The sequence below is a fragment of the Rhodoblastus acidophilus genome (assembly GCF_025961575.1).
GTDB classification, from domain to species: domain Bacteria; phylum Pseudomonadota; class Alphaproteobacteria; order Rhizobiales; family Beijerinckiaceae; genus Rhodoblastus; species Rhodoblastus acidophilus_C.
Map to the genome: position 1 here is coordinate 1 of NZ_JAOQNX010000049.1, position 20,897 is coordinate 20,897.

Sequence of the window (20,897 nt, forward strand, 5' to 3'; positions counted from 1 at the left end):
GGCCTCCGATTCGGTCGGAACCTCATGAATCACGCTTGATTCAACGGGGAAATACCTAAAATGCCGCCCAGCTCAAATTCGTCCACACGGCCTAGGGCCGCGTGACTTTCGTCTCCACCAAACTCAACCCATCCGAACGACCACCTGTCGTTTGCGTCCGTCGGCGCAAAGCTGAAGGATGGCCGGAATCCCATGAGTATCGTCACCATCCACGGAAACTGAAACGACGCCCCGTTCGACACCGGAGGGATTCTCCACGCGGATGTCATAGCGCGAGGCGCCGTACCGCAGCGACACATCGAAGCCCGTCCAGCCTTTCGGTATGCAGGGGTTTACGCGGAGCGTGTCGCCCTCCTTCTTGATCCCAAGAATTCCTTCTACGCCGGCGCGCTGCATCCAGGCGGCTGAGCCCGTGTACCAGGTCCAGCCGCCGCGACCCAGATGCGGCGCCACGGTGTAGACATCGGCGGCGACGACATAGGGTTCGACCTTGTAGCGATGCGCGTCCGCGCGCGAGCGGGCGTGATTGATCGGGTTGAGCATTGAGAACAGTCTGGTCGCCTTGTCGCCCTGGTCAAGTTCGGCGCAGGCCATCACCGACCACAGCGCGGCGTGCGTGTACTGGCCGCCGTTCTCGCGGATGCCCGGCGGGTAGCCTTTGATGTAGCCGGGATCGAGCGGCGTGTCGTCGAACGGCGGGGCGAACAGCGGCGCCAGTCCGTCTTGCGAGCGGATCAGTTCGCGCTCGACCGAAGCCATCGCCTGCGCCGCCCGTTCGGGCGAGGCGGCGCAGGAAAGGACGGCCCAGGATTGCGCGATGCAATCGATGCGGCATTCCTCGCTTTGGCTGGAACCGAGCGGCGTTCCGTCGTCGAAGAAGCCGCGCCTGTACCAGTCGCCGTCCCAGCCCTCGCGTTCGAGCGCGGCTTTCAGCAACCCCGCATGCGTGCGCCATGTTTCCGAGCGGAAAAATTCACCGCGCGCTTCGGCCAGCGGGGCGAAACGGTTCAAGGCGGCGAAAAGCAGCCAGCCCAGCCAGACGCTCTCTCCGGCGCCGCCGGCGCCGACGCGGTTCATGCCGTCATTCCAGTCGCCGCCGCCGATCAGCGGCAGGCCGTGAACGCCGAGATCAAGACTGCTGTCGAGCGCGCGGGCGCCATGTTCGTAAAGGCTGGCGGTCTCTTCGCCGATCGACGGCGTGAAGAAGCTGTCATGCTCCGCGGGCTCCAGGCGCCTCCCCTCAAGAAAGGGGAGGTGTTCGTCGAGAATGGCGGTGTCGCCGCTGACCTGGACATAGTGGCCGATGGCGAAGGCGAGCCAGGCCCGGTCGTCGGAAATGCGGGTGCGCACCCCTTGTCCGGAATGCGGCAGCCACCAATGCTGGACATCGCCCTCCGGGAACTGCCGCGACGCCGCGCGAAGGATCTGGGCGCGGGTCATAGCGGGATGCGAAGCCGCTAGCGCCAGGACGTCCTGCAACTGGTCTCGAAAACCATATGCGCCGCTGGCCTGATAGAAGGCCGCGCGCGCCCAAAGGCGGCAGGCGACGGTCTGATAGAGCAGCCAGCCGTTGAGCATGATGTCCATGGCGCGATCAGGCGTCTTGACGGTCAACGCGCCCAGAAGGTCGTCCCAATGGCGGACGACCTCAGCGAAGACCGCGTCGAGGTTGGCGCCACGATAAAATTCGACGAGGCGACGCGCCTCCTGCGAATCTTCGCCCTGACCGAGCAGGAAGATGATTTCGACGCTGGCGCCGGGCGCGAGCGTGACGCTGGAGCGTAGCGCAGCGCAGGGATCGAGGCCAGCGCCCAGAGTTTTTGACAGGCTGGCGCCGCTGGCCACCGCCGCTGGTTGGCGCGGCGTCCCGTTGCGACCGATGAATTCGTGCCGGTCGCCGGTCCAGTCGGTCTGGCGCCCGCCGAGATCGGCGAAGGCGACGCGCGCGCCGAAACCCGCAACCCAGCGGTTGCGCGCGAAGATCGCGCCCGTGGAATCCAGCTCTGTCGTCACGAAAGGAAGACCCGCCGCGCGCGAGGGGCCGAGCGCCCATTCCACGAATGCCGTCACGCTGAGGCGTCGCACACGCATCGAAAGATTGCGCAGTTTCAGGCGCGAGATCTTGATGGCCCCTTCGACGGGTACGAATTGCAGCAGGTCGGATTCAATGTCGTGACTGGAATGTTCGAACCGGCAGGAGCCGCGACCGAAGCGGGCGACGTAGGTCGCCTCCTCCAGGCGGATGGGCAGCGCTGTCGGGCTCCAGTAATCGCCGGAGTCGTCATCGCGCAGGAAAAACGCTTCGCCGGAGCGGTCGGACACTGGATCGTTCGACCAGGGCGTGAGCTGGTTCTCGCGGCTGTTCACCGACCAGGTGTAGCCGCCGCCCTCGGTCGCTGCCTGGAACCCAAAACTTTGGTTGGCGACCACATTTATCCAGGGGGCGGGGGTGGCCTGTCCCGGTCCGAGAATGGTGACATATTCCTGGCCGTCCCGGGCGAAACCGCCGAGCCCATTGAAGAATTCAAGTTTGTCCGCCAGCGGCGCTGGCGATTGCGGGGCGCGTTCGATCCGGCGCTTCGGCTTCACCACGGCCGGTTTGGCGATCTCGACGATGCGTTCGAGCTGCTCCAGCAGACCGCCGCGCTGCGCCACGATGACGACGCGCGCGATAGACGCGAGAAGTGCGGAGGTTTCCGCTGGAATGAGATCGCTGCGCAGCACGAAGGCGGCGCCGCCGGACTCCTCGCCGGGCAACCGTGGCCGCATCTGGCGGGCGCGGATCAGGGTTTCCAAAGCGATCTGAAGGTCCTGCACATAGGAGGACTGGCGCTCGTTGAGGATCACCAGATCGACGGCGAGTTGCTTCATCCGCCAATATTCATGCGCCTGCAGCAATTCGCGGGCGACATCGAGATCGTCAGCGTCGTTGATCCGCAGCAGAACAATTGGCAGGTCGCCGGAAATGCCCTGCGCCCACAGCCCGGATTGCGCGCCGGCGCCGGCGATGATCGTTTGCGACGGTGGACGGAGGGTCGCGTTGGCGTAGATCACAGGACTGGCGAGGCGTTGAAACAGGCTGGCTTCTCCGGCGGTGACGCCGAGATGATGGAGTTGCACCTGCGCCTGCGTCCACGCCAGCGTCGTCGCGCGCGAATAAGCGGCGGCGTCGCGATGCTTGTCGGCGATGTCGAGCAGCGTTTCGCGCTTCGAGGCCGCCATGGTCCAGAACGAAATCCGCGCCACGGCGCCGGGCGCGATCCGCACGCGACGGCGCAGCGCGAAGATCGGGTCGAGCACGGCGCCGGTGCTGTTCGACAGCTTGCGCCCGTCGATCATGGCGATGGGCGTTCTGACGCCTTGCCCGCGTCCGAGAAAACGGGCGCGGTCGGTTTCGAACTCGGTGTCTCCGAGAACCTCGCCGTCGACGACGGCGAGTTGGCCGACCCAGATTTCCGGCTCGTTGGGGTCGCGACGTCTCCGCGTGGCGACGAGCGCGCCGACATCGGCCAAGAACTCGGTCTCGACGAACAATTTTGAAAAGGCGGGATGGGCGACATCGGCGGCCTGCGGCGCCAGGGCTAGCTCGGCATAGGAGGTGATTTCGATCTCGCGCATGCGGCCGCCGCCATTGGCAACGCTGACGCGCCGGACTTCGGAATCGCTCTCGGAGGAGACCACCACGTCGAGCGTGGTGGTCAGCGCGCCGTCGCGGCGCGTGAATTCGGCGCGATCCTCGTTGAACGCGACATGATAGGACTCGGGCTCCTCGCCGATCGGTTGGAAAGCCGCCGACCACACCGCCTCGCTGCGAACGTCGCGCAGGAAGATGTAGGAGCCGAAATCGTCGCTGGTCGGGTCTTCGCGCCAGCGGGTCAAGGCGAGCTTGCCCCAGCGGCTGTAGCCCGAGCCGACGGCGGTCACCATTGTGGAAAAACATCCGTTGGACAGAAGGTGCGTCGCCGGATTGGCCTGATGCGGCGAGATGAGACGCCGGCCGCCCAGCGGCTCGACATCGCGCCCTTTACGCGTGGGCGACTTCATTTCCGAGGCCCAGGGATGGCTGACCGCGACATCGCGCGGCATGCGCTCCTGCAACAGAAGTTCGGTCGCCTGAACCATGGGCTCGCTATGAAAGCGCGTCCGCATTTTCGCGTCGAGCACGGCATTGGCGATCGCCACAATGGTCATGCCCTGGTGATGGGCCATGAAGGCGCGGACGACGACGAAATCCTTTCCCTCCGGCACGCGCGCAGGGGTATAGTCCAGCGCCTCGAAAAAGCCGTAGCGACCGCGTGCGCCGATTTGGGCGAGACGCTCGAGATTGGCGCGCGCCGCCCGCGGATCGACCATCGCCGCCAGCGCCGTCGCATAGGGCGCGACCACGGAATTGTCCGCGAGCCCGCGCTTCAGCCCGAGGCCGGGAATGCCGAAATTGGAATATTGATAGGTCAGTTCGAGATCGCGCGCATTATAGGCGGATTCCGAGACGCCCCAGGGCAGTCGGAGTTTTTCGGCGAAGGCGATCTGCCGGCCCACAACCAGACGGTTGGTGTTGTCCAGCAAGCTTCCCGCCGGCGCCCGCATCACCAGCGACGGCATCAAATATTCGAACATCGATCCCGACCAGGAGATCAGCGCGGCGCCATGGGCGACCGGGATCGCCGTGCGTCCGAGATGGAACCAGTGGCGGGCGGGAACATCGCCCTTGGCTATGGCGAAAAAGCTCGCCAGCCGCGCTTCCGAGGCCAGAAGGTCGTAGCAATTCGTGTCGAGCACGCCTTCGGGGGCGAGGCAGCCGATCGACAGCAGATTGCGCTGTTGGTCGATCAGGAAGGCGAAGTCCATGCCGAGCGCCATCGCCCGCGAAATCTCCTCCAGCTTTTCCAGCCGCGCGCACAGCGCCACGAAGGCGTCGGCGCCGCGCGCGAGATCGGCGCGGTGCTCCGCTATGGCGTTAACGCTGGCCTGCGCCCAGAACAACATGTCCGCGCCCGCCGCGTCGCCGCGCTCGTTGGCCAGCGCCTTGGCCATGTCGGCCATGGTCGCGGCTTGCAGGGCGAGGTTCAGCAGGCGCTCGGCGAAATCGTCCTGCGGGCAAAGCTTTTCGTCCACGGCGCCGGCGAGTTCCGCCAAAGCGGTGTCGAGTTGGCGCCAGGTGACAGTCTGAGTCTTGGGGCCGTCGCGCAGGCGCGCCGCCTCCGCGCGCGTCAGGGCAAGCGCGTCGCCCACGCCGGCGAGCATGCGCGCGCCCTCCGCCTGGGCTGCGCGCCATTCGCGGCAGGCGTTGGCCAGCGCGATCAAGTGCCCGGCCAGATTGCCGCTGTCGACCGAGGAGACATATTTGGGATCGAGCGGACGCAGATCGCCGGAGTCGTACCAATTGTAGAAATGGCCGCGAAACCGGGCCATGCCGCTCATAGTCGCGAGCGTCGCTTCGAGACGCGCGACGGTTTCGTCAAGGCCGATCCAGCCGAAATCGTGCGCGCTGGCCGCCGCCAGCAGATAGAGCCCCAAGTTGGTCGGCGAGGTCCGGCGCGCCAGCGCGTTCGGGTCTTCCTGAAAATTGTCGGGCGGCAGATGGTGGTCGGCGGCGGTGACGAAGGCTTCGAAATAACGCCATGTGCGGCGCGCCGTGAGGCGCAACGCGCGGGCGTCTTCGTTCGCCAAGGGTTTGCGGGCGGCGACGCGCGGCGGCAGGCTGACCCAGCGCGCGATGGCGGGCGAAGCCAGCCAGAGCGCCGCGAAGCCGCAAGCCAGCAGCGCACTGCCGCCGCCTGCGAACAGTCCGGCGATCAGGGCGAGCGCGCCGAAGACCGATGCGCCGAACATGCGGCGGTAAAAGCCGGCGAGGTCAAGCCGGCGCGCCTGCGTCGCCTGAGCCGCCGGAACCCATTCCAGCAGGTTCTTGCGGCTGACGAGCAGGCGATACAGCGTGCGAAAGATGGCGTCGCCCATCAGCCACGCCTGATCGGCCAGGAAAATGACGGTGAGCGCGGACAGGATCAGCGCGAGTTTCAAATCGCCGCCGAGTGCGCGAAAATGGCTTGCAAGCGTGACGCCCGGCCGCAGCGGGGGGATCGCGGCGATCACGGGAATCATCGACGGCAAGGCGATGGTCGCGACGACAAACAGCGTCCAGACCACAGCCGCCGGGAACGGCAGCAGGAAGCCCGCAAGCAAGGCGACGACCGCCAGCGGCGCCGAAAGGGTGCGGCGCAAATTGTCGAGCATTTTCCAGCGCCCGATCGCCGGCATGCGGGACGCGGTTTTCGCCACGCCGGACGCGCGCGGCCCAACGCCAAGAATCCAAGGCAGCAATTGCCAGTCGCCGCGCGCCCAGCGATGGTGGCGCAAGGCGCCGACATCGTAGCGCGACGGAAATTCCTCGACGACTTCGACGTCGGAGGCCAGGCCGGCGCGGGCGAACACGCCCTCGAACAGATCGTGGCTGAGCAGCATCGAGTCGGGCGCGCGGTTCGCCAGGGCGGCCTCGAACGCGTCGATGTCGTAAATGCCTTTGCCGGCGTAGGAGCCCTCGCCGAACATGTCCTGATAGACGTCGGAAACGGCGGAGGCGTAGGGATCGATGCCGCTCAGGCTGGAAAAGATGCGCTGGAACAGCGAGCCTTCGAGCCCCACCGGCAGCGACGGAGTGACGCGCGGTTGCAGCACGCCATAGCCCTCGACGATGCGGCCGGCGGCTTCGTCGAAACGCGGTCGGTTGAGCGGATGCGCCATCTTGCCGATCAGGCGGCGAACGGTTTCGCGCGGCAGGCGGGTGTCGCCGTCGAGTGTCACGACATAGCGGGTGTTCAACGGCGGCGCGAGCGGGACGCCGTCGAGAACAACGAAGCCGGTGTCATCGGCGCCGCGCAGAAACCGGTTCAGTTCGTGCAGTTTGCCGCGCTTGCGCTCCCAGCCGATCCAGCGTGACTGGCTTTCGTTCCAGACGCGGTGGCGATGCAACAGCAGGAAGCGCGGGCCACCGGGCGCGGGGCCATATAGCGCGTTCAACCGCGCCACGCCCGCGATGGCGACAGCCAGCAGGGCGTCGTCGCCCTCGACGTGTTTCGTGTCGGCGTCCAGCCAATCGGACAGCAGCGCGAAATGCAGGTCGCCTTCGGGGCTGGCGAGATGATGAATCTCCAGGCCCTCGATCTGCTGTTTGATGGCTTCCGGCGTCGTAAGCAGCGTCGGCACGGCGATGAGCGTGCGCAAATGCGCGGGCACGCCGTCGGCCAGCTCCAGCGCCGGCAGCAAGTTGGCGTGAAAGCCGAAACCGACCGCGCGATTGACCAACGCGACGCCAGCGTCAATGGCTGGGATCACGCCGAGAGCTCCGAGAAGCCACAGCGCGCCCGCGCCAAAACCCATGGATGCGAGGGCGAGAAGCGGCGCGGCGAGCAGGATGAGGGCGGCGGCCGCGATAGCGCCCGCGTAATAACCGATGCCGTTCGCCCGATGCAGCCGCACCCGCCAGCGGCGCTGGCGTGGGTGATAGCCGATCGCGGCCTCGAAATCCGGACGGCCCCCGCCGATGAGATGATAGCCGGGGTCGCTTTTGCGCGCGTCCGCCTGCGCCGGAGTGAAATCGTGAAAGCGCTTGCCCACCGCGACGGCCTGATGGGCGATATCGAGCTCGGCGCCCTCGGAGCCGCGGGCCAAATCCTCGATGGCGGCGCGGTATAGATTGCGGGTCGGGAAATCCATGCCCTTGTAGGCGGGGTCGGCGGCAAGCGCCGCATCGACCAGGCTGACCTCCTCGAACAGATCCTGCCAGTTGACATCCGAGATCAGGCGCAGGCTGGTGATGATGTTGCGCACGGTGACGCTGGTCGCGCCCTGGCGCCGGTGCGCGTCGCGCACCAGATCGTCGGCGCAGATTCCCCGCCCCGCAAGACGCTGGTCGAGCCAGTCGAGCGCGGGCGTGACCTTCGGATCCTGGTCGCGCAATCGATGGATGAGTTGGAGGGCGAAGTCTTCCGAGCGCGCGTCGTCCTCGTGGTCAGAGAGCACGACATGCGTTGGCTGGGCCTCCTTGCCCGATGCGCCCAGCAGACGATCAGCGAGATCGTCCGCCAAATGCCGCGCCGCTCGCCCTTGCACGATCTGCGCGGCGAGACGCCGCAAGTTCTCGATCATCACGAGACGCAGCGTGATCGACACCGCCCACAATTCGCCAATGGTCAGCGGCTGCACCTGCTGATAGGCCCGCGCATAGCCGATCAGCATGTCCGGGTCGAAGCGACTGTCCGTGTGGGCCACGAACGCCCAGGCCATGCCGAACACGCGAGGGTAGCCGGCGAATGGCCCGACGCCGAGCTTTGGCAGTTGCCGGTAATAGCCGGCGGGCAGGTCCGACTGAATGGCGCGGATCTGCTTCTCGATGAGATGATAATTGTCGATCAGCCACTCGGCCGCGGGCGTGACGGCGCGGCCCTCTTCGGTTCCTTGCAGCAATGTCTTGTAGGCGGCGAGCAGGACCGCGCTGTTCTGCGCGAGGCGGGTGGAGAGCGGACGCACCCTGATCGGATCGGGCGTCACCGTCTGCGCGACGGCAAGACTGCGCGCATGGTCTTCGAGACGCTCGGCGCTGAAAAGTTCTTCGCGAACGGGTTCGGGATTGTCCCAGGCCGAGGGCGCGCGCGCGAAAAGGTTCAAAAATGTCAAGAAGAGCCTCGAATCCGAAGTCGGAGGAAAGTTGCACCCTTGCGCGCCCGACGGCGTTGCGTCTTGAAGCGCGGCGGCAAGGGGGCATGTTGGTTTGGGCGGGGGGGGGATCGCCCTGCTGGCGCCGGGACCGCCTTGAGGATGAGCGAGAGTTTTACGGATCGGCCTTTTCGGCGACAGGCGCCGCCGGCCGTTCAAGCGTCCGGAAAACGGAAACCACCGTCAAAATGAGCAACAATATGAGAAGGACTGAAACGAGCGGGCTCCAGTGCGGCTTTGTCTGAACGACAGGGAGCGCGATCTTGTTTTTCCGCGCCGGCGGAAACAGCGCGAACAGGCGATCGGCGATCGGCGATCGCGGCTGCGTCGCCGCGCTCCGGCGCCAGGCCCGCCAGGGATCGACGCGTGAGCGCGCGATTGCGGAAAGCGTGGTCAGCGGCATGCCATGGCCGTCCTCGTAGAGCACGGCATAGAGGAAGGGCTCGAACGCGGATCCCATCGGCGGAAAAGCTTTTCGCGCCTTGTTTCGGATCCGGGTTCGCTGGCTGTCATGCACGACAAAGCCAATCGGCTGGGTCGAGCGCGCCGGTCAAGTCGACGTGGGCGACGCAGCTTTCATCCGGCAAAACCTTGTCGGAAAAAATGATATCGAAAACCTGACCCTGCTCGGTGAGCATTTGCAGATCGACGCGACCGAACAGACCTTTCAGCACATCGGCGCGCAGGCGGATTTCGCCGCACCCTGAAACCCCGGCGGCCTGGCGATGATAGCCGTCGAAATCGAAGGTCGCGGGCGCAACCTTCCTGCCGTTGTGAATGATTTCGCCGCGCCCGGACAACCGCCCGAGATAGCGAAGCGCCTTTGTCTTGAAAGCCATGGTCTTTTCGTTCTTCCTGATCGTCACCGCGCTGTCTTCGGCATTTTCGTCGGGGCAAGTTGGCCCAGCGGCATTTTTGGCGGGTTGGGACCGGCCGCCGGCTTGGCCGCCTTCGGCTTCTTGGCTTCGCGATTGCCGCGTTTGCGTTCCTGGGCCATGCGTCACTCCTGTCGCGCGCCCCGCTCGGCGCATTTGGATGGAAAAGCCTCGAAAACCCCGAGGCGCGGACGCCTTTCGGCGCGAAGGTCAGTTCAAGATTTCAAGCTTTTCCGCTGAGATGTTTCCACCGTGGTGCGCGACAAGTTCGAACACGACCCTGTCGCCCTCGCGCAATTGGGCTATGCCGGCGCGCTCGACCGCGCTGGAATGGACAAAGGCGTCCTGACCGCCACAATCCAACGCGATGAAACCGAAGCCTGTTTGCGGATCAAACCATTTCACGGTGCCCTGAGACATTGAAACCCCTTGTCCGCACAAGCCAAAACGCTGCCGACACAATCCGCAGCTGAAGTTGCACGTTTTTGTAGGATATTTTCGGGGTGCGCACGACGTATTTCGTAGAAAATACGTCATCGCGCCACCGTTTGATAAATTACAAATAGGCTCTATTTCAATTTTTACAAGAGAGAATTGATCATTTATATTTTATAACTCATGTACTTTGTAATTTTATGGGCGGATTGATTTTTTGACGAGAATCACAGAGTCTTGAGTGATCACGGGCGGAATCTTGCGGACGAACCGCCGCTCGCGCCGCCAGGAAGCAATCCTGCGATTTGTCTTGTCTTTAGCGCCATAAAGGCGCATAGCCATTGTGTTGATTTGGCCGAAATGGCTACGCGGTGTCAGAGACCCGCCATCCTCCTTCAAATTTGCGAGATCAGGTGGCAGCGCCCTTGGCGCTGCGATCGGCTCATAGAACGTTGGAATGTTTTCCGAAGCCGACCACGGATGTGCTGGCGGCTCGGAGACTTTCCTGCTCAAGTTAGCGCAATCGGAAAAGTCCCCTTTGCCGCCGCAGGCCGCAGAATGGCCTGCATCCCGAGGGCGTCGCATCCTGATCTTTCTCCTTCGCCTGGCGCGTTTTGCGTCGCACGCATCGGCCGCGATCTGCATGCAAATCCAAAAGGCGCCGGAACGGCCGACCCATTCGGTCGCGACCATCGAACCGAAAGACAACAGACATGATGAACACGACACAAGTTCACCGCCATGCGCCGCGCATGGCCCGCCGTGAAAGCGCTCCACACCTCTACGCGGTGGGGCAGGCCGTTCGATTGAAGGGCGGTTTCGCTCAACGGGCTCAGGCCAAGGGCGTTTATCACATCACCCGCACACTTCCGCCCCTGGGAGAGTTCCCGCAATACCGCATCCGCAACGATGACGAGACCCACGAGCGGCTGGCGGCGCAGAATGAACTCGAAGCGGTGAACACAACTGGCGGCGCCGATCTCATCTCAAGGACGTTCGGGCATGGTTGAGGCGCGGGAGCGCCGCAATCGCGAGATCGAAGAGCCGAAGCCCACGTTCCGCAGCCCTGCCGGGATCGACGACGGAACGACAATGCGGACAACGCCGACGAGGACATCATGACCCTGGCTTTTCTCAATCCGAGCCGCACTTTCGATGAAGCGCGAAACGCCGTGAGTTTCTTCGGTCACGACGGCATGTTCGAGATCCGCTTCTGGGTCGAGGCCGCCGCGCTCGCTAGTCGCCAACCTCGCGGAACGGAGATGTCGGAAGCGGAATGTCTTTCGGCGTTCGACGCGATGCTATCCTCCATCCATGACGCCGCGCGGGCGGTCTATTTCAGGCGGCGCAGCAATCTGAACACCCTTAGAGTCACGGATTTTCGGTAAGGCGGCGACGATGCTGATACGCTATGGCTACGAGATCACCCTGACCTGCGCGCAACCGACGCCGCTGGTGTGTCTGCTGTCCGTGCACGAGGAGCGCAGGGGCGATATTCGGGATCCCGAAAAGACCTTTACGACTCCGATCACGCCGGTATCCACCTACCGGGACCTCTACGGCAACCGCTGCCTGCGGCTGGTCGCGCCAAAGGGCGATCTGATGATCTGGGGCGACGCCACCGTCGAGGATGACGGCAGGCTGGACCCGGTTATCCTGGAGGCCCGGGAAACGCCCGTGCAGGACCTGCCGGTCGAGTGCCTTATCTTTCTCATGGGCAGCCGTTATTGCGAAACGGACCGCCTCAGTCAGATCGCCTGGGACACATTCGGCAAGATTGCGCCCGGCTGGGGACGCGTGCAGGCGGTCTGCGATTTCGTCAACGGCCACCTCCATTTCGACTACATGCAGGCGCGCGCGACCCGCTCCGCCTTCGAGGCCTTTCACGAGCGCGTCGGAGTGTGCCGCGACTTCGCCCACCTGGCGGTGACGTTCTGCCGCTGCCTGAATATTCCCGCGCGCTATGTGAACGGCCATCTCGGCGACATTGGCGTTCCAGACGGGGGACCCATGGATTTCAGCGCGTGGATGGAGGTTTATCTCGACGGCGCCTGGCATACGTTCGATCCGCGTCTCAATGTTCCCAGGATCGGCCGGATCGTCATCGCGCGCGGGCGCGACGCCGCCGATGTCCCGCTCATCAACTCATTCGGCCCCCATGTCCTGAAATCCTTCCGGGTCTGGACCTATGAACCGCCCGTGACGGCGGATTGGGCTCCCCCGCCGCAGTCCGATCAAAGCAGAGGGCTTTCTTGAGCGAGGGCCTGTCCCGGCTGCCCAGGGCGCCCATGGATCGCCTGACCCGGCCTTTCATGCGTTTCCTTCGCATCGAGGCCATGGCGGGCGCCGTCCTGCTGCTCAGCGCTCTGCTGGCGCTGGCGCTTGCGAACTCTCCCTGGTCGGCGTCTTTCCTCGCCCTGTGGGACGTTGACGCCGGCGTCAATCTTGGCGACATCGCGATGTCACGGTCGGTGAAACACTGGATCAACGACGGGCTGATGACGTTTTTCTTCTTCGTCATTGCGCTGGAATTGAAACGCGAACTGGCGCTGGGCGAACTCCGCGATCCCAGGGTGGCCGCATTGCCTGTCGCCGCCGCGATCGGCGGCATGATCGCGCCGGTCGGCCTCTTCCTGCTGATCGCCGGCCATGGCATCGGGGCAAGTGGCTGGGGCGCTGTGATGTCAACGGACACGGCGTTTTTGATCGGCTGCCTGGCTGTGCTCGGCTCGCGCATTCCGCAAAGTTTACGCTTGTTCCTGCTGTCGCTCGCTATCTTCGATGACATCGGCGCCATCCTGGTCGTGGCGGTCGGCTACGGCGGCGCCTTGAACTGGTTTGCCCTTTGCGTGGCGGGTTTGGGCTTGATCGCCATCGCCGCGATTTCGCGCCTGGGCGTTCGCGGCATGCCCGTCTATTTCGCCCTTGGAGGCGGTATGTGGATCGCGCTCGACGCCTCCGGCGTCCACGCAACCCTGACCGGCGTCATCCTTGGATTGATGGCGCCCGCGCGAAGCTGGGTCAGCGACAAACGTCTGCACGCGATCCTGGACAAGGTTGCGGCCTACCCGCCAGGCGACCACTGGAGCGGGGACACGGCGGCGCGCGACGATCTCCATCGGGCTGGCGTCGCAACCCGCGAAGCGTTGTCTCCAATCGAGCGCCTTGAAATGGCCCTTCATCCGTGGGTCGCGTTCGTGATCATGCCGCTTTTCGCCCTAGCCAATGCCGGCGTCCCGATCGACGGCGCTAGCTTCGATCCTGCGCTGACGACGGCGATCTTCGCAAGCTTCATGGCAGGCAAGCCGATCGGTGTGGTTCTCTTCAGCTTCCTTGCCGTCAAATCACGGCTCGCCATTCGGCCGGGCGATTTGTCTTGGGGCCTGTTGGCTGGGGGAGGATTGCTGACCGGCATCGGCTTCACGATGGCGCTGTTCATTTCTGATCTCGCGTTCGGGGCCGAGGTGCTGAACTCGGTCAAGCTCGGCGTCATCGGCGCTTCCGTCGCCTCAGCCGTTCTGGGCGTCCTGTTGCTGGCTCGGATCACATCACAAGAACGAGGGATCCGGGCTGCCGATGGCTGATCATGGCGCGAGAGCCTCAAACCGAGGACTTCTTGCCATCCTTGAGCAAATGATCGCGTCCATCATGCAGAATACCACTGAGCGCACATAAAAATAAATATTATTGTCATTGTTTTTGGTGCTGTCCGGGCCTATGTTTGAATCATAGAAGATTTTGGCCGATGCCTTGGCCCCGCGTTCAATACGCAGCTGACGACTTCCTCCAAAAATATCGATGAAAAAGGCGCCTTGCCTAACGAGGTGCCACGTTTAAACTTGTACAAAGGAGTCTCAGCATGGCTGACCGGCATTGTGAAATGGTTCAACGGCCAAAAAGGTTTTGGTTTTCTTCACCCCGACGATGGAAGCAAGGATGTGTTCGTTCACATCAGCGCCGTGGAACAGGCTGGACTTTTTGGCCTCAGTGAAGGCCAGAAGCTCAGCTACGAGGTGACGGCGGATCGCCGCACGGGAAAATCTTCGGCTTCGCGCCTGCAAGCGGTGGGTTGAATTTCTTTCTCGCAAAGGCGTCGCAGTTCCACGGATGTACTGGCGCGATGCGTTGCGAGATTGATGAGCCTCGGGACATACCCGAGGCTTTTTCTGCCTTTTCGATAGGCTTGTTTTTGGCTGGCCTTGGAAGCTTGACCGAAAGGATGCGTCGTGCGCGAAAAACCACAGACGAAGCCATAAGCTTGGCGGAGATTAGCCGCGCCTGTTGTCTATCCGTAGCTATGAAAGCGTGGCGCGCAAACCTGGCCCAAGAACCGAATAAAAACAGGAAAGAACTGAACATGTCAGACAGGCGAGAATTATGCCGTAGCCCCAACGGAGATACGTGGTTTTTGGCGCGCGAGCCAGCCGATGGGCGCGCTTTCATTATTCACCAACCGAATGCGCCCTCGGGCGGTCGACTGTCGCATATCGAGCTGGCGGCGTTTCTGAGCAACAATGCGCACGGGCCCGAACATCAGGCCTTGCTGCGCTTGATCGGAACCTTGGTGGAGGTTCCCCCATACGCCGAGCAGACCTCAGGGCTCAGCGACATGACGGCCGTCAGGCCGTATGACGATGAATGAGATCGTCGAAGTCCGATAAGTCAAAACCCTCCCATCATTACGGCCTGAGCCATTCGCAGGTCGCCCTTCGGCTGCGAATGTGGCATCGGGAATGGTCGCGAAGCTCATGATAAAAGTTGCGCGTGTTGAAATCGTGAACCCAGGCAGTGAAACAATTCGCGTGACGTTTCTGATCGAGCGCGGAGATCTCCACTTCACGATCCCCATAATCTTGAGCATGAAATCATTTGACGACACCGAAGTCATTCAGATCGCTCGAAACGAATTGCACAGTATCTTTTCAGATCTATCGACACAGACGCAGCAATGGACTCTGACGGATGATGATGTCAGACAGCTTTCGAGCATCAGCCGTCGTCCACCATCAAATCAGCCCGAGTCGTGAACCGATTGAACCAACCTGAGCTCTTCGTGCGGAGCCGATCTTGTCGACCGGCTCAGAGTCTGCTCACGCCTGCGACGTCGAATCTTCCGCCACCGCCAGGAGTCGCGCCAGCTCAGGGAGCGATTTGGCGCCCGTGCGCTTCATGACTTCAGCGCGATGGTTTTCCACCGTGCGCTGGCTGATGCCGAGATCGGCCGCGATGTTCTTGCTCGGTTGTCCCGCGAGCACCAATGCCATGACTTCGCGTTGTCTCTGCGTCAGACCCGAGAAACGCCTCGCAGCGTCCTCGCGCCAGGCCGCGTGTTTGCTGATGTCGCGCGCGTGATCGAGCGCGCGGTCAATGCTGGCGAGCAGTTCGTTGCGGCTCGCGGGCTTTTCGATGAAGTCCGAGGCGCCAGCCTTCATCGCTTGCACGGCAATGCGAACATCGGACTTCCCCGTGATCATCACCGTCGGCATTTCAGAGCCTTGCGCCTTTAGCCGCCGCAACAATTGCAGCCCGCTCATCCCTGGCAGGTAGGCGTCGATCAACAGGCAGGACTCCCGTCCGGGCCGCCAAGCCGTTAGGAACGACTCGCAATCGGCAAAGTCCTCTACCGTGCGGCCATCGTCCTCCAGCACGTTCCGAAGTTCGGCGCGCACATGCGCGTCGTCGTCGACGATGAAAATGACGGGCGGTTCGGGAAGAGCGGCGGCGCCCTGGGCGGGGGCGCGGGGGACAGGACTCGTCTCAGCCAGACTGCGCTCAATCGCCGCCGACACTTCCGCAAGCTTCACCGGCTTATTGAGCAGCGTGCAGCCGGCTTCGCGCACGGCGGCCAGAGTTTTTGCGGAGATATCGCCGGTGAGGATGATCGCCGGAACGAAGCGATGCAGTCTGTCTTGCACCGCGGCGACGACTGCGAGACCACTCATGCCGTTTGGCAGATTGAAATCTGCGAGGATCAAGTCAGGACGAAAATCGCCGCGCTGGACCAGTTCCAAGGTCTCGGGACCATCAGCGGCGAACGCCACGCCATGACCTTCCTCCCGGAGAGACGCGACCAGCAATTCGCGCAAGTCCGGATCGTCTTCGACAATCAGCACGGCCCCCTTGCGGGGCGTTGTCGCGCCGTCGCCGCAGCCGTCGTACCTGGGCGTCGGAGGCTGCGCGCCGATGACGCCGTCGGCGATCGGGACTTCGATGGAGAAAACCGAGCCGGCGCCCTCCCGCGAGCGCACCTTCACCTGATGGCCGAGCAGGGCGCCGATCCGCCGCACGATCGACAATCCCAGTCCAAGCCCGCGGCTGCGTTCGCGCGCTTCATTGGCGACCTGATGATATTCCTCGAAAATCGCCTGGATTTCGGCGTCGGGAATGCCCAGGCCAGTATCCCAGGCCTCGATGCGCAAAAATCCATCGCGACGGCGGCAGCCAAGCAAAATCTTGCCGCTTGGCGTATATTTCAGCGCATTCGCCAGCAAATTGCGGATCATCTGTTCCAGCAGGCGCGGATCGCTTCGGATCGTCAGACCGCAAGGAACCATGCGCAGGATCAGGCTTTTCGCCTGAGCCTGATAGACGTACGCGTCACGCAATTTGACCAGCAGATCATTGATGGGAAAACTGATGTGTTCGGCGCGCACGGCGCCCGCCTCGATCTGGTTGATGTCCAGGAGGGCATTGAGCATTTCGCTCATGGCGGCGAGCGTGTCGCCAATCCGCGCCGCCAGATTTTGCGCGCGTCCCCCTTCCACGGCGCGCGCCAGCAAACCGTGAAGCAGCGCCAGCGCCTGCAACGGCTGGCGCAAGTCGTGGCTGGCGGCTGCGAGAAAGCGCGATTTCGCCAGATCGGCGACCTCCGCCTTCCGGCGGGCGGTATCCAGCGCGTCGCTGGCTTTCTTCCTGTCCGTTATATCGACATAGGTGATGACCACGCCTTCGACGCCCTCCTGCTGGGTGCGATAGGGCAGAATGCGGCGCATGTACCAGGCGCCGCTCTGCGCTTCGATTTCGTGTTCGATCGGCTGGTGTTCGGCGAGCACGGTGCGGGCATCCGACAGCAGCGCGGCGTCGGCCACCAGGGGCGCGAGATTGGCCAGGGGACGACCGACATCGCCGGGGATGATGCTGAACAGCAATTTGGTCGATGGCGTGAAAAGGCGAATTCGAAGCTCGACATCGAGAAAGATCGTGGCGACATTGGTGCTGTAGAGCACATTCTGCAAATCGTCCGCCGTCCTGCGCTGCCGGTCGAGCGTTTCCTGAAGCTGACTGTTGAGCGCTGTCAACTCCTCGTTAAGGGATTGAAGCTCCTCCTTTGATGTCAGCAATTCCTCGTTCGCGGATTGGAGCTCCTCATTGACTGAAAGCGCCTCCTCGTTGATCGCCTTCTGCTCCTCTCCCGCGATCGCCAGCTCACGAATGGCGTCCTTCAGCTCGCTCCGGGTCGAATCCAGCTCCTGTTCCAGCTCCGCCACCCGCGCGGCGCCGCCAGACGCGCCGGAACGAGTTCGCGCGGGCGCCGGCGCTTCGTCGATGAAGCTGATCAGCGCCAATTCCTCGCCATCGCTGACAATGTATCGCGCCGAGATGGCGACGCCTATCCGCGCGCCATCGCGCTCGATCCGGCAGCCGCCGACCCGGACCGGCGCCTTGTCCAGGAAGACTTGCATGACCAATGACCGGAGCTTGGCGTTCAAGCCTGGCCGCGCCATGGCCAGCAAGTCATGGGTTGCCGCGCCGGATGCGACCGACAGATAGCGATCCGTCGGCCCCAGCGCAAACAGCTGTTCATGCTTCCGATTGATCAGAACCGACGCCGGCGCGTCATGTTCAAGCACCAGCCGCCGGCAAAGATCGGCCAGAACGGCTTCGCGCACGGGCGGGCTTTGCGGCGCCCGGCGCGCGGGGGCGCGCAAGCCATCTCCGCCCCAAACGCCCAAATCGCTTGGCCCTCCGCGCATCACATGACGAAAGACGCGATCCGTCCGGGAGATGGCTGTGAAGCGTTCCCGCTTTTCGCCTACGGACTCAGAGCCGCCCAGCAGAAGCACGCCGCCTTCGCGCAGGGCGAAATGGAAGATGTCCATGGCCTTGGTTTGAGCCTCGACGCCCATGTAGATCAGGACATTGCGACAGGAAATGAAATCCAATCGCGAAAAGGGCGGATCCGCCAGAAGGTCCTGCACGGTGAACAGCACGCTCGCGCGCAGATCGGGAGCGACCTTGAGACCGCCTTGATGCTTGAAAAAATATCGCGCCAACCGCTCCGCCGTGATATCGCCCGCGATGGTGAGCGGATACAGGCCCTCGCGGGCCTGAGCCACGGCGTCGGCGTCGATGTCGGAGGCGAAAACCTGAAACTTGATGTGCCGCCCGCTGGCCGCGACGGCCTCGTGAAAGAGAATGGCGAGGGTATAGGCCTCCTCGCCAGTGCTGCATCCGGCAACCCAGATGCGCAAGGGCTGGTCCTCCGGATGCAGCCTGACAAGCTCGGGAATCACTTCCACGCCAAGAACATCGAACACTCTGGAATCGCGAAAGAAACCGGTGACATTGATCATGAGATCCTTGGCGAGCAGATCCAGCTCCTGCGGATCGTGGCGCAGCCTTTCCAGATAGGCGCTCACGTCGTCGCCGTGCAGCGCCATGCGCCGCTCGATGCGGCGCTGTAGCGTGCCCCGCTTGTAAAGCGTGAAGTCGTGGGCGGTCTTGCTGCGCAGCAATTCGAGAATTTGCGCCAGCCAGGGTTGGGCGGGCGGCGGCATCCGCGGGTCAAGTTTCAGGATCGCCTGAGGAATTTCAGCCGCGGGAAGAACCAGATCGACCATTCCGGTCTCGATGGCGCTGCGCGGCATGCCTTGGAAGTCCGCCTCATCCGGATCTTGCGCGATGACCAAGCCGCCGGCGGCCTTGATCGCCTTCAGGCCTGTGCTGCCGTCGCCGCCCGTGCCCGAAAGCACCACGCAAATGGCGCGCGCGCCCATATCGTCGGCGAGTGATTGCAGCAGGAAATCGAAAGGCAGGCGGGCGCCATGCCGCTCCCGCGGTTGCGACAGTTTGAGCGCGCCATCAACGACCGAGAGCGAGACGCCTGGCGGAATCACATAAAAATGTTCCGGCGTGACGGCCATGCCATCCGCCGCCTCGCAAACTTTCATCGCCGTGTGTCCGGCGAGCAGATCGACCAGCATGCTGTCATGGGTCGGATCGAGGTGCTGGACCAGAATCAAGGCGAGTCCGCTGTTCGGGGGCAATGCGTCCGCCAGAGCCTTGCAGGCGTCGAGCCCTCCGGCGGAAGCGCCGATCGCCACGACGGGAAAAGCCGGCGCATGTATCGGAAAAGCGCCCCGGCTCGCTTTGTAACGAGGTGAACGGCTTGGCTTGGAGATGGCTTTCCGCATGCGAAATGGGTTCCCGACTTCGCCTGCGCGATGAAGATGTATTTGACGCTATCATCTTTTTTCCAAAACGTACAAATGATTGAAGATAGGCTATGTCAGTAATCGCCGTACGTCCCGCACGGGCGCGAAAGGGCGATAAAAACACTTCAAAACTGCGCCGCCAGAGCGCGTCACGCGACGGACAAACCAGCATGAAAAATCTTCGCGTAATGATCATCGAAGACGATAACGCTCTTGCGTCCGCCCTGGCCGAACTGATCGAAATCCTTGGCCACGAGGTCGTCGCCATGGAAGCGTGCGAGAGCGGCGCCATCGCTTCAGCCACGCTTGCGAAACCCGATCTGATGATCGTCGACGCTCATTTGGTCTCGGGCAGTGGCGTCGCGGCCGTCGACGCGATCACGCGCGTCGGCCCTGTCCCTCATTTTTTCATTACCGGCGATATGCGATCGCTGCGAACATTGAAGCCGGAGGCGATCATATTGCAGAAGCCCTATTTCGACAGCGACCTGATACGGGCCATCGCCTTGGCGGTGGGACGCTCATACTGATCGGCCTGACCGGATGGAGTCTCCGACGTCGGTCGCAACCACGAAGCCCGGCAGTTTCAATCTCGACCGGGTCATGGAGTCGGTGACGGCATCCGCCAGAGGCGCCAACTGACAATGAGGCGTGGTGGGCGGCCAAGATTAAGCCGCTCGCCCCGCAACACGGCCCGCGGCCCAGGTGAACCATTCCTATAAGCTATGGATTTCGACTGTTGCGTCGGATTTCGCCCACCAGATCATTTTCGCTCAACGGTCGTGGCCCGGTCATGGACTGGTTCGTCTCAAATTCATGAATCGAGCATTGAAAGGGTCAAACCATGAAGCGCATGTTTCTTGCGATCCTTTTCTGCATTTTCTCCGGCCCGGTCTTTGCCGCCGATCCCCTGCCGTCCTGGAATGACGGCCCAGCCAAACAATCCATCATTGCTTTTGTCGCCAAGGTCACGACGGCCGGCTCGCCGGACTTCGTGCCGCCGGCCGAGCGCATCGCCACGTTCGACAACGACGGAACGCTGTGGAGCGAGCAGCCGGCACCGGTCTAACTGTTCTTCGCGCTCGACCGCGTCAAGGCGCTCGCGCCGCAGCGTCCCGAATAGAACACGATGAAGCCCTCATCCGTCAGACTTATGAGATGATGCTGGAGGACTGGGGTCATGAGACGCTCAGCGCCGCCACCGGCGAGGTCGCGCTTGATCGCGCCGCACAGGCGAACTGGGGCGCTGCGGCGGCGATGATGTCCGCCTGCAACTTGCGCAATTCCGGCGTCGCCTTCGCGACAATGCCAGCGATTCCCAGCCCGCCACCGGCTGCGATGTAGGCTCCGGACCCATAAATCGCTTGGCCTGAGCGGCGGGTTATGATTCAGGGCTTCCGAAAGGAAGCGCGGATGAATCGAGATCAGTTCTGGCTCACGG

At 63.1% G+C, this 20,897-nt stretch carries 16 protein-coding genes and 1 pseudogene; 9 read left to right on the forward strand and 8 right to left on the reverse strand.

The features are described 5' to 3' along the window. Positions 1 to 123: 123 nt before the first annotated feature. The 6 genes from M2320_RS22275 to M2320_RS22300 form a co-directional block, all read right to left on the reverse strand. Positions 124 to 8,673 carry a GH36-type glycosyl hydrolase domain-containing protein gene (locus M2320_RS22275; RefSeq protein ID WP_264599179.1) on the reverse strand — a complete coding sequence of 2,850 codons (8,550 nt, stop codon included), beginning with the start codon at positions 8,671 to 8,673 and terminating at the stop codon, positions 124 to 126. 154 nt (positions 8,674 to 8,827) lie between these two features. Then, on the reverse strand, positions 8,828 to 9,172 hold the full coding sequence (locus tag M2320_RS22280) for a hypothetical protein (RefSeq protein WP_264599180.1): 345 nt from the start codon (positions 9,170 to 9,172) through the stop codon (positions 8,828 to 8,830). A 49-nt stretch (positions 9,173 to 9,221) separates the two neighbouring features. Continuing rightward, a complete protein-coding gene (locus M2320_RS22285; protein ID WP_264599181.1) occupies positions 9,222 to 9,551 on the reverse strand; it encodes a hypothetical protein in 330 nt (109 codons plus the stop codon). A gap of 23 nt (positions 9,552 to 9,574) precedes the next feature. Continuing rightward, positions 9,575 to 9,709 carry a hypothetical protein gene (locus tag M2320_RS22290; protein WP_264599182.1) on the reverse strand — a complete coding sequence of 45 codons (135 nt, stop codon included), beginning with the start codon at positions 9,707 to 9,709 and terminating at the stop codon, positions 9,575 to 9,577. A gap of 88 nt (positions 9,710 to 9,797) precedes the next feature. Further along, a complete protein-coding gene (locus M2320_RS22295) occupies positions 9,798 to 10,007 on the reverse strand; it encodes a cold-shock protein (RefSeq protein WP_264599183.1) in 210 nt (69 codons plus the stop codon). Between the two features lie 213 nt (positions 10,008 to 10,220). Further along, positions 10,221 to 10,667 carry a hypothetical protein gene (locus tag M2320_RS22300; protein ID WP_264599184.1) on the reverse strand — a complete coding sequence of 149 codons (447 nt, stop codon included), beginning with the start codon at positions 10,665 to 10,667 and terminating at the stop codon, positions 10,221 to 10,223. Between the two features lie 68 nt (positions 10,668 to 10,735). Between M2320_RS22300 and M2320_RS22305 the strand changes: the two genes are divergently transcribed. The 7 genes from M2320_RS22305 (at position 10,736) to M2320_RS22335 (ending at position 15,049) form a co-directional block, all read left to right on the forward strand. Next, complete coding sequence (locus tag M2320_RS22305) at positions 10,736 to 11,032, forward strand: hypothetical protein (protein ID WP_264599185.1); 297 nt, start codon at positions 10,736 to 10,738, stop codon at positions 11,030 to 11,032. Positions 11,033 to 11,140: 108 nt separating this feature from the next. Beyond that, positions 11,141 to 11,410 (forward strand): DUF1488 domain-containing protein, encoded by a 270-nt coding sequence (locus tag M2320_RS22310; RefSeq protein WP_184430527.1) that lies wholly within the window; start codon positions 11,141 to 11,143, stop codon positions 11,408 to 11,410. A 10-nt stretch (positions 11,411 to 11,420) separates the two neighbouring features. Beyond that, positions 11,421 to 12,278, forward strand: coding sequence for a transglutaminase-like domain-containing protein (locus tag M2320_RS22315; RefSeq protein ID WP_264599186.1), 858 nt, complete (start codon positions 11,421 to 11,423; stop codon positions 12,276 to 12,278). Next, a complete protein-coding gene (gene nhaA, locus M2320_RS22320) occupies positions 12,275 to 13,606 on the forward strand; it encodes a Na+/H+ antiporter NhaA (RefSeq protein WP_264599187.1) in 1,332 nt (443 codons plus the stop codon). The genes M2320_RS22315 and nhaA overlap by 4 nt, the downstream gene beginning before the upstream one ends. 228 nt (positions 13,607 to 13,834) lie before the next feature. Continuing rightward, positions 13,835 to 14,095, forward strand: coding sequence for a cold-shock protein (locus M2320_RS22325; protein ID WP_319801466.1), 261 nt, complete (start codon positions 13,835 to 13,837; stop codon positions 14,093 to 14,095). Then, the gene (locus M2320_RS22330; protein WP_264599188.1) at positions 14,092 to 14,664 is read left to right on the forward strand and encodes a hypothetical protein; all 573 of its coding nucleotides are present in this window, start codon (positions 14,092 to 14,094) and stop codon (positions 14,662 to 14,664) included. Before M2320_RS22325 ends, M2320_RS22330 begins: the two co-directional genes overlap by 4 nt. 91 nt (positions 14,665 to 14,755) lie before the next feature. Beyond that, positions 14,756 to 15,049 (forward strand): hypothetical protein, encoded by a 294-nt coding sequence (locus M2320_RS22335; RefSeq protein WP_264599189.1) that lies wholly within the window; start codon positions 14,756 to 14,758, stop codon positions 15,047 to 15,049. A gap of 63 nt (positions 15,050 to 15,112) precedes the next feature. On the opposite strand, the gene M2320_RS22340 is transcribed toward M2320_RS22335, so the two are convergent. After that, a complete protein-coding gene (locus M2320_RS22340; protein WP_264599190.1) occupies positions 15,113 to 19,345 on the reverse strand; it encodes a chemotaxis protein CheB in 4,233 nt (1,410 codons plus the stop codon). A 182-nt stretch (positions 19,346 to 19,527) separates the two neighbouring features. Here M2320_RS22340 and M2320_RS22345 point away from each other — a divergent pair, with 182 nt between their 5' ends. Both M2320_RS22345 and M2320_RS22350 read left to right on the forward strand, forming a co-directional pair. Then, positions 19,528 to 19,986 carry a response regulator gene (locus M2320_RS22345; RefSeq protein WP_264599191.1) on the forward strand — a complete coding sequence of 153 codons (459 nt, stop codon included), beginning with the start codon at positions 19,528 to 19,530 and terminating at the stop codon, positions 19,984 to 19,986. Between the two features lie 314 nt (positions 19,987 to 20,300). Continuing rightward, positions 20,301 to 20,522 (forward strand): annotated as a pseudogene (locus M2320_RS22350) (haloacid dehalogenase-like hydrolase); the annotation flags it as partial. Here the strand turns inward: M2320_RS22350 and M2320_RS22355 are convergent. Then, the coding region (locus M2320_RS22355; protein WP_264599192.1) for a hypothetical protein at positions 20,522 to 20,897 on the reverse strand (376 nt) is incomplete at its 5' end. The pseudogene M2320_RS22350 and the gene M2320_RS22355 overlap by 1 nt on opposite strands.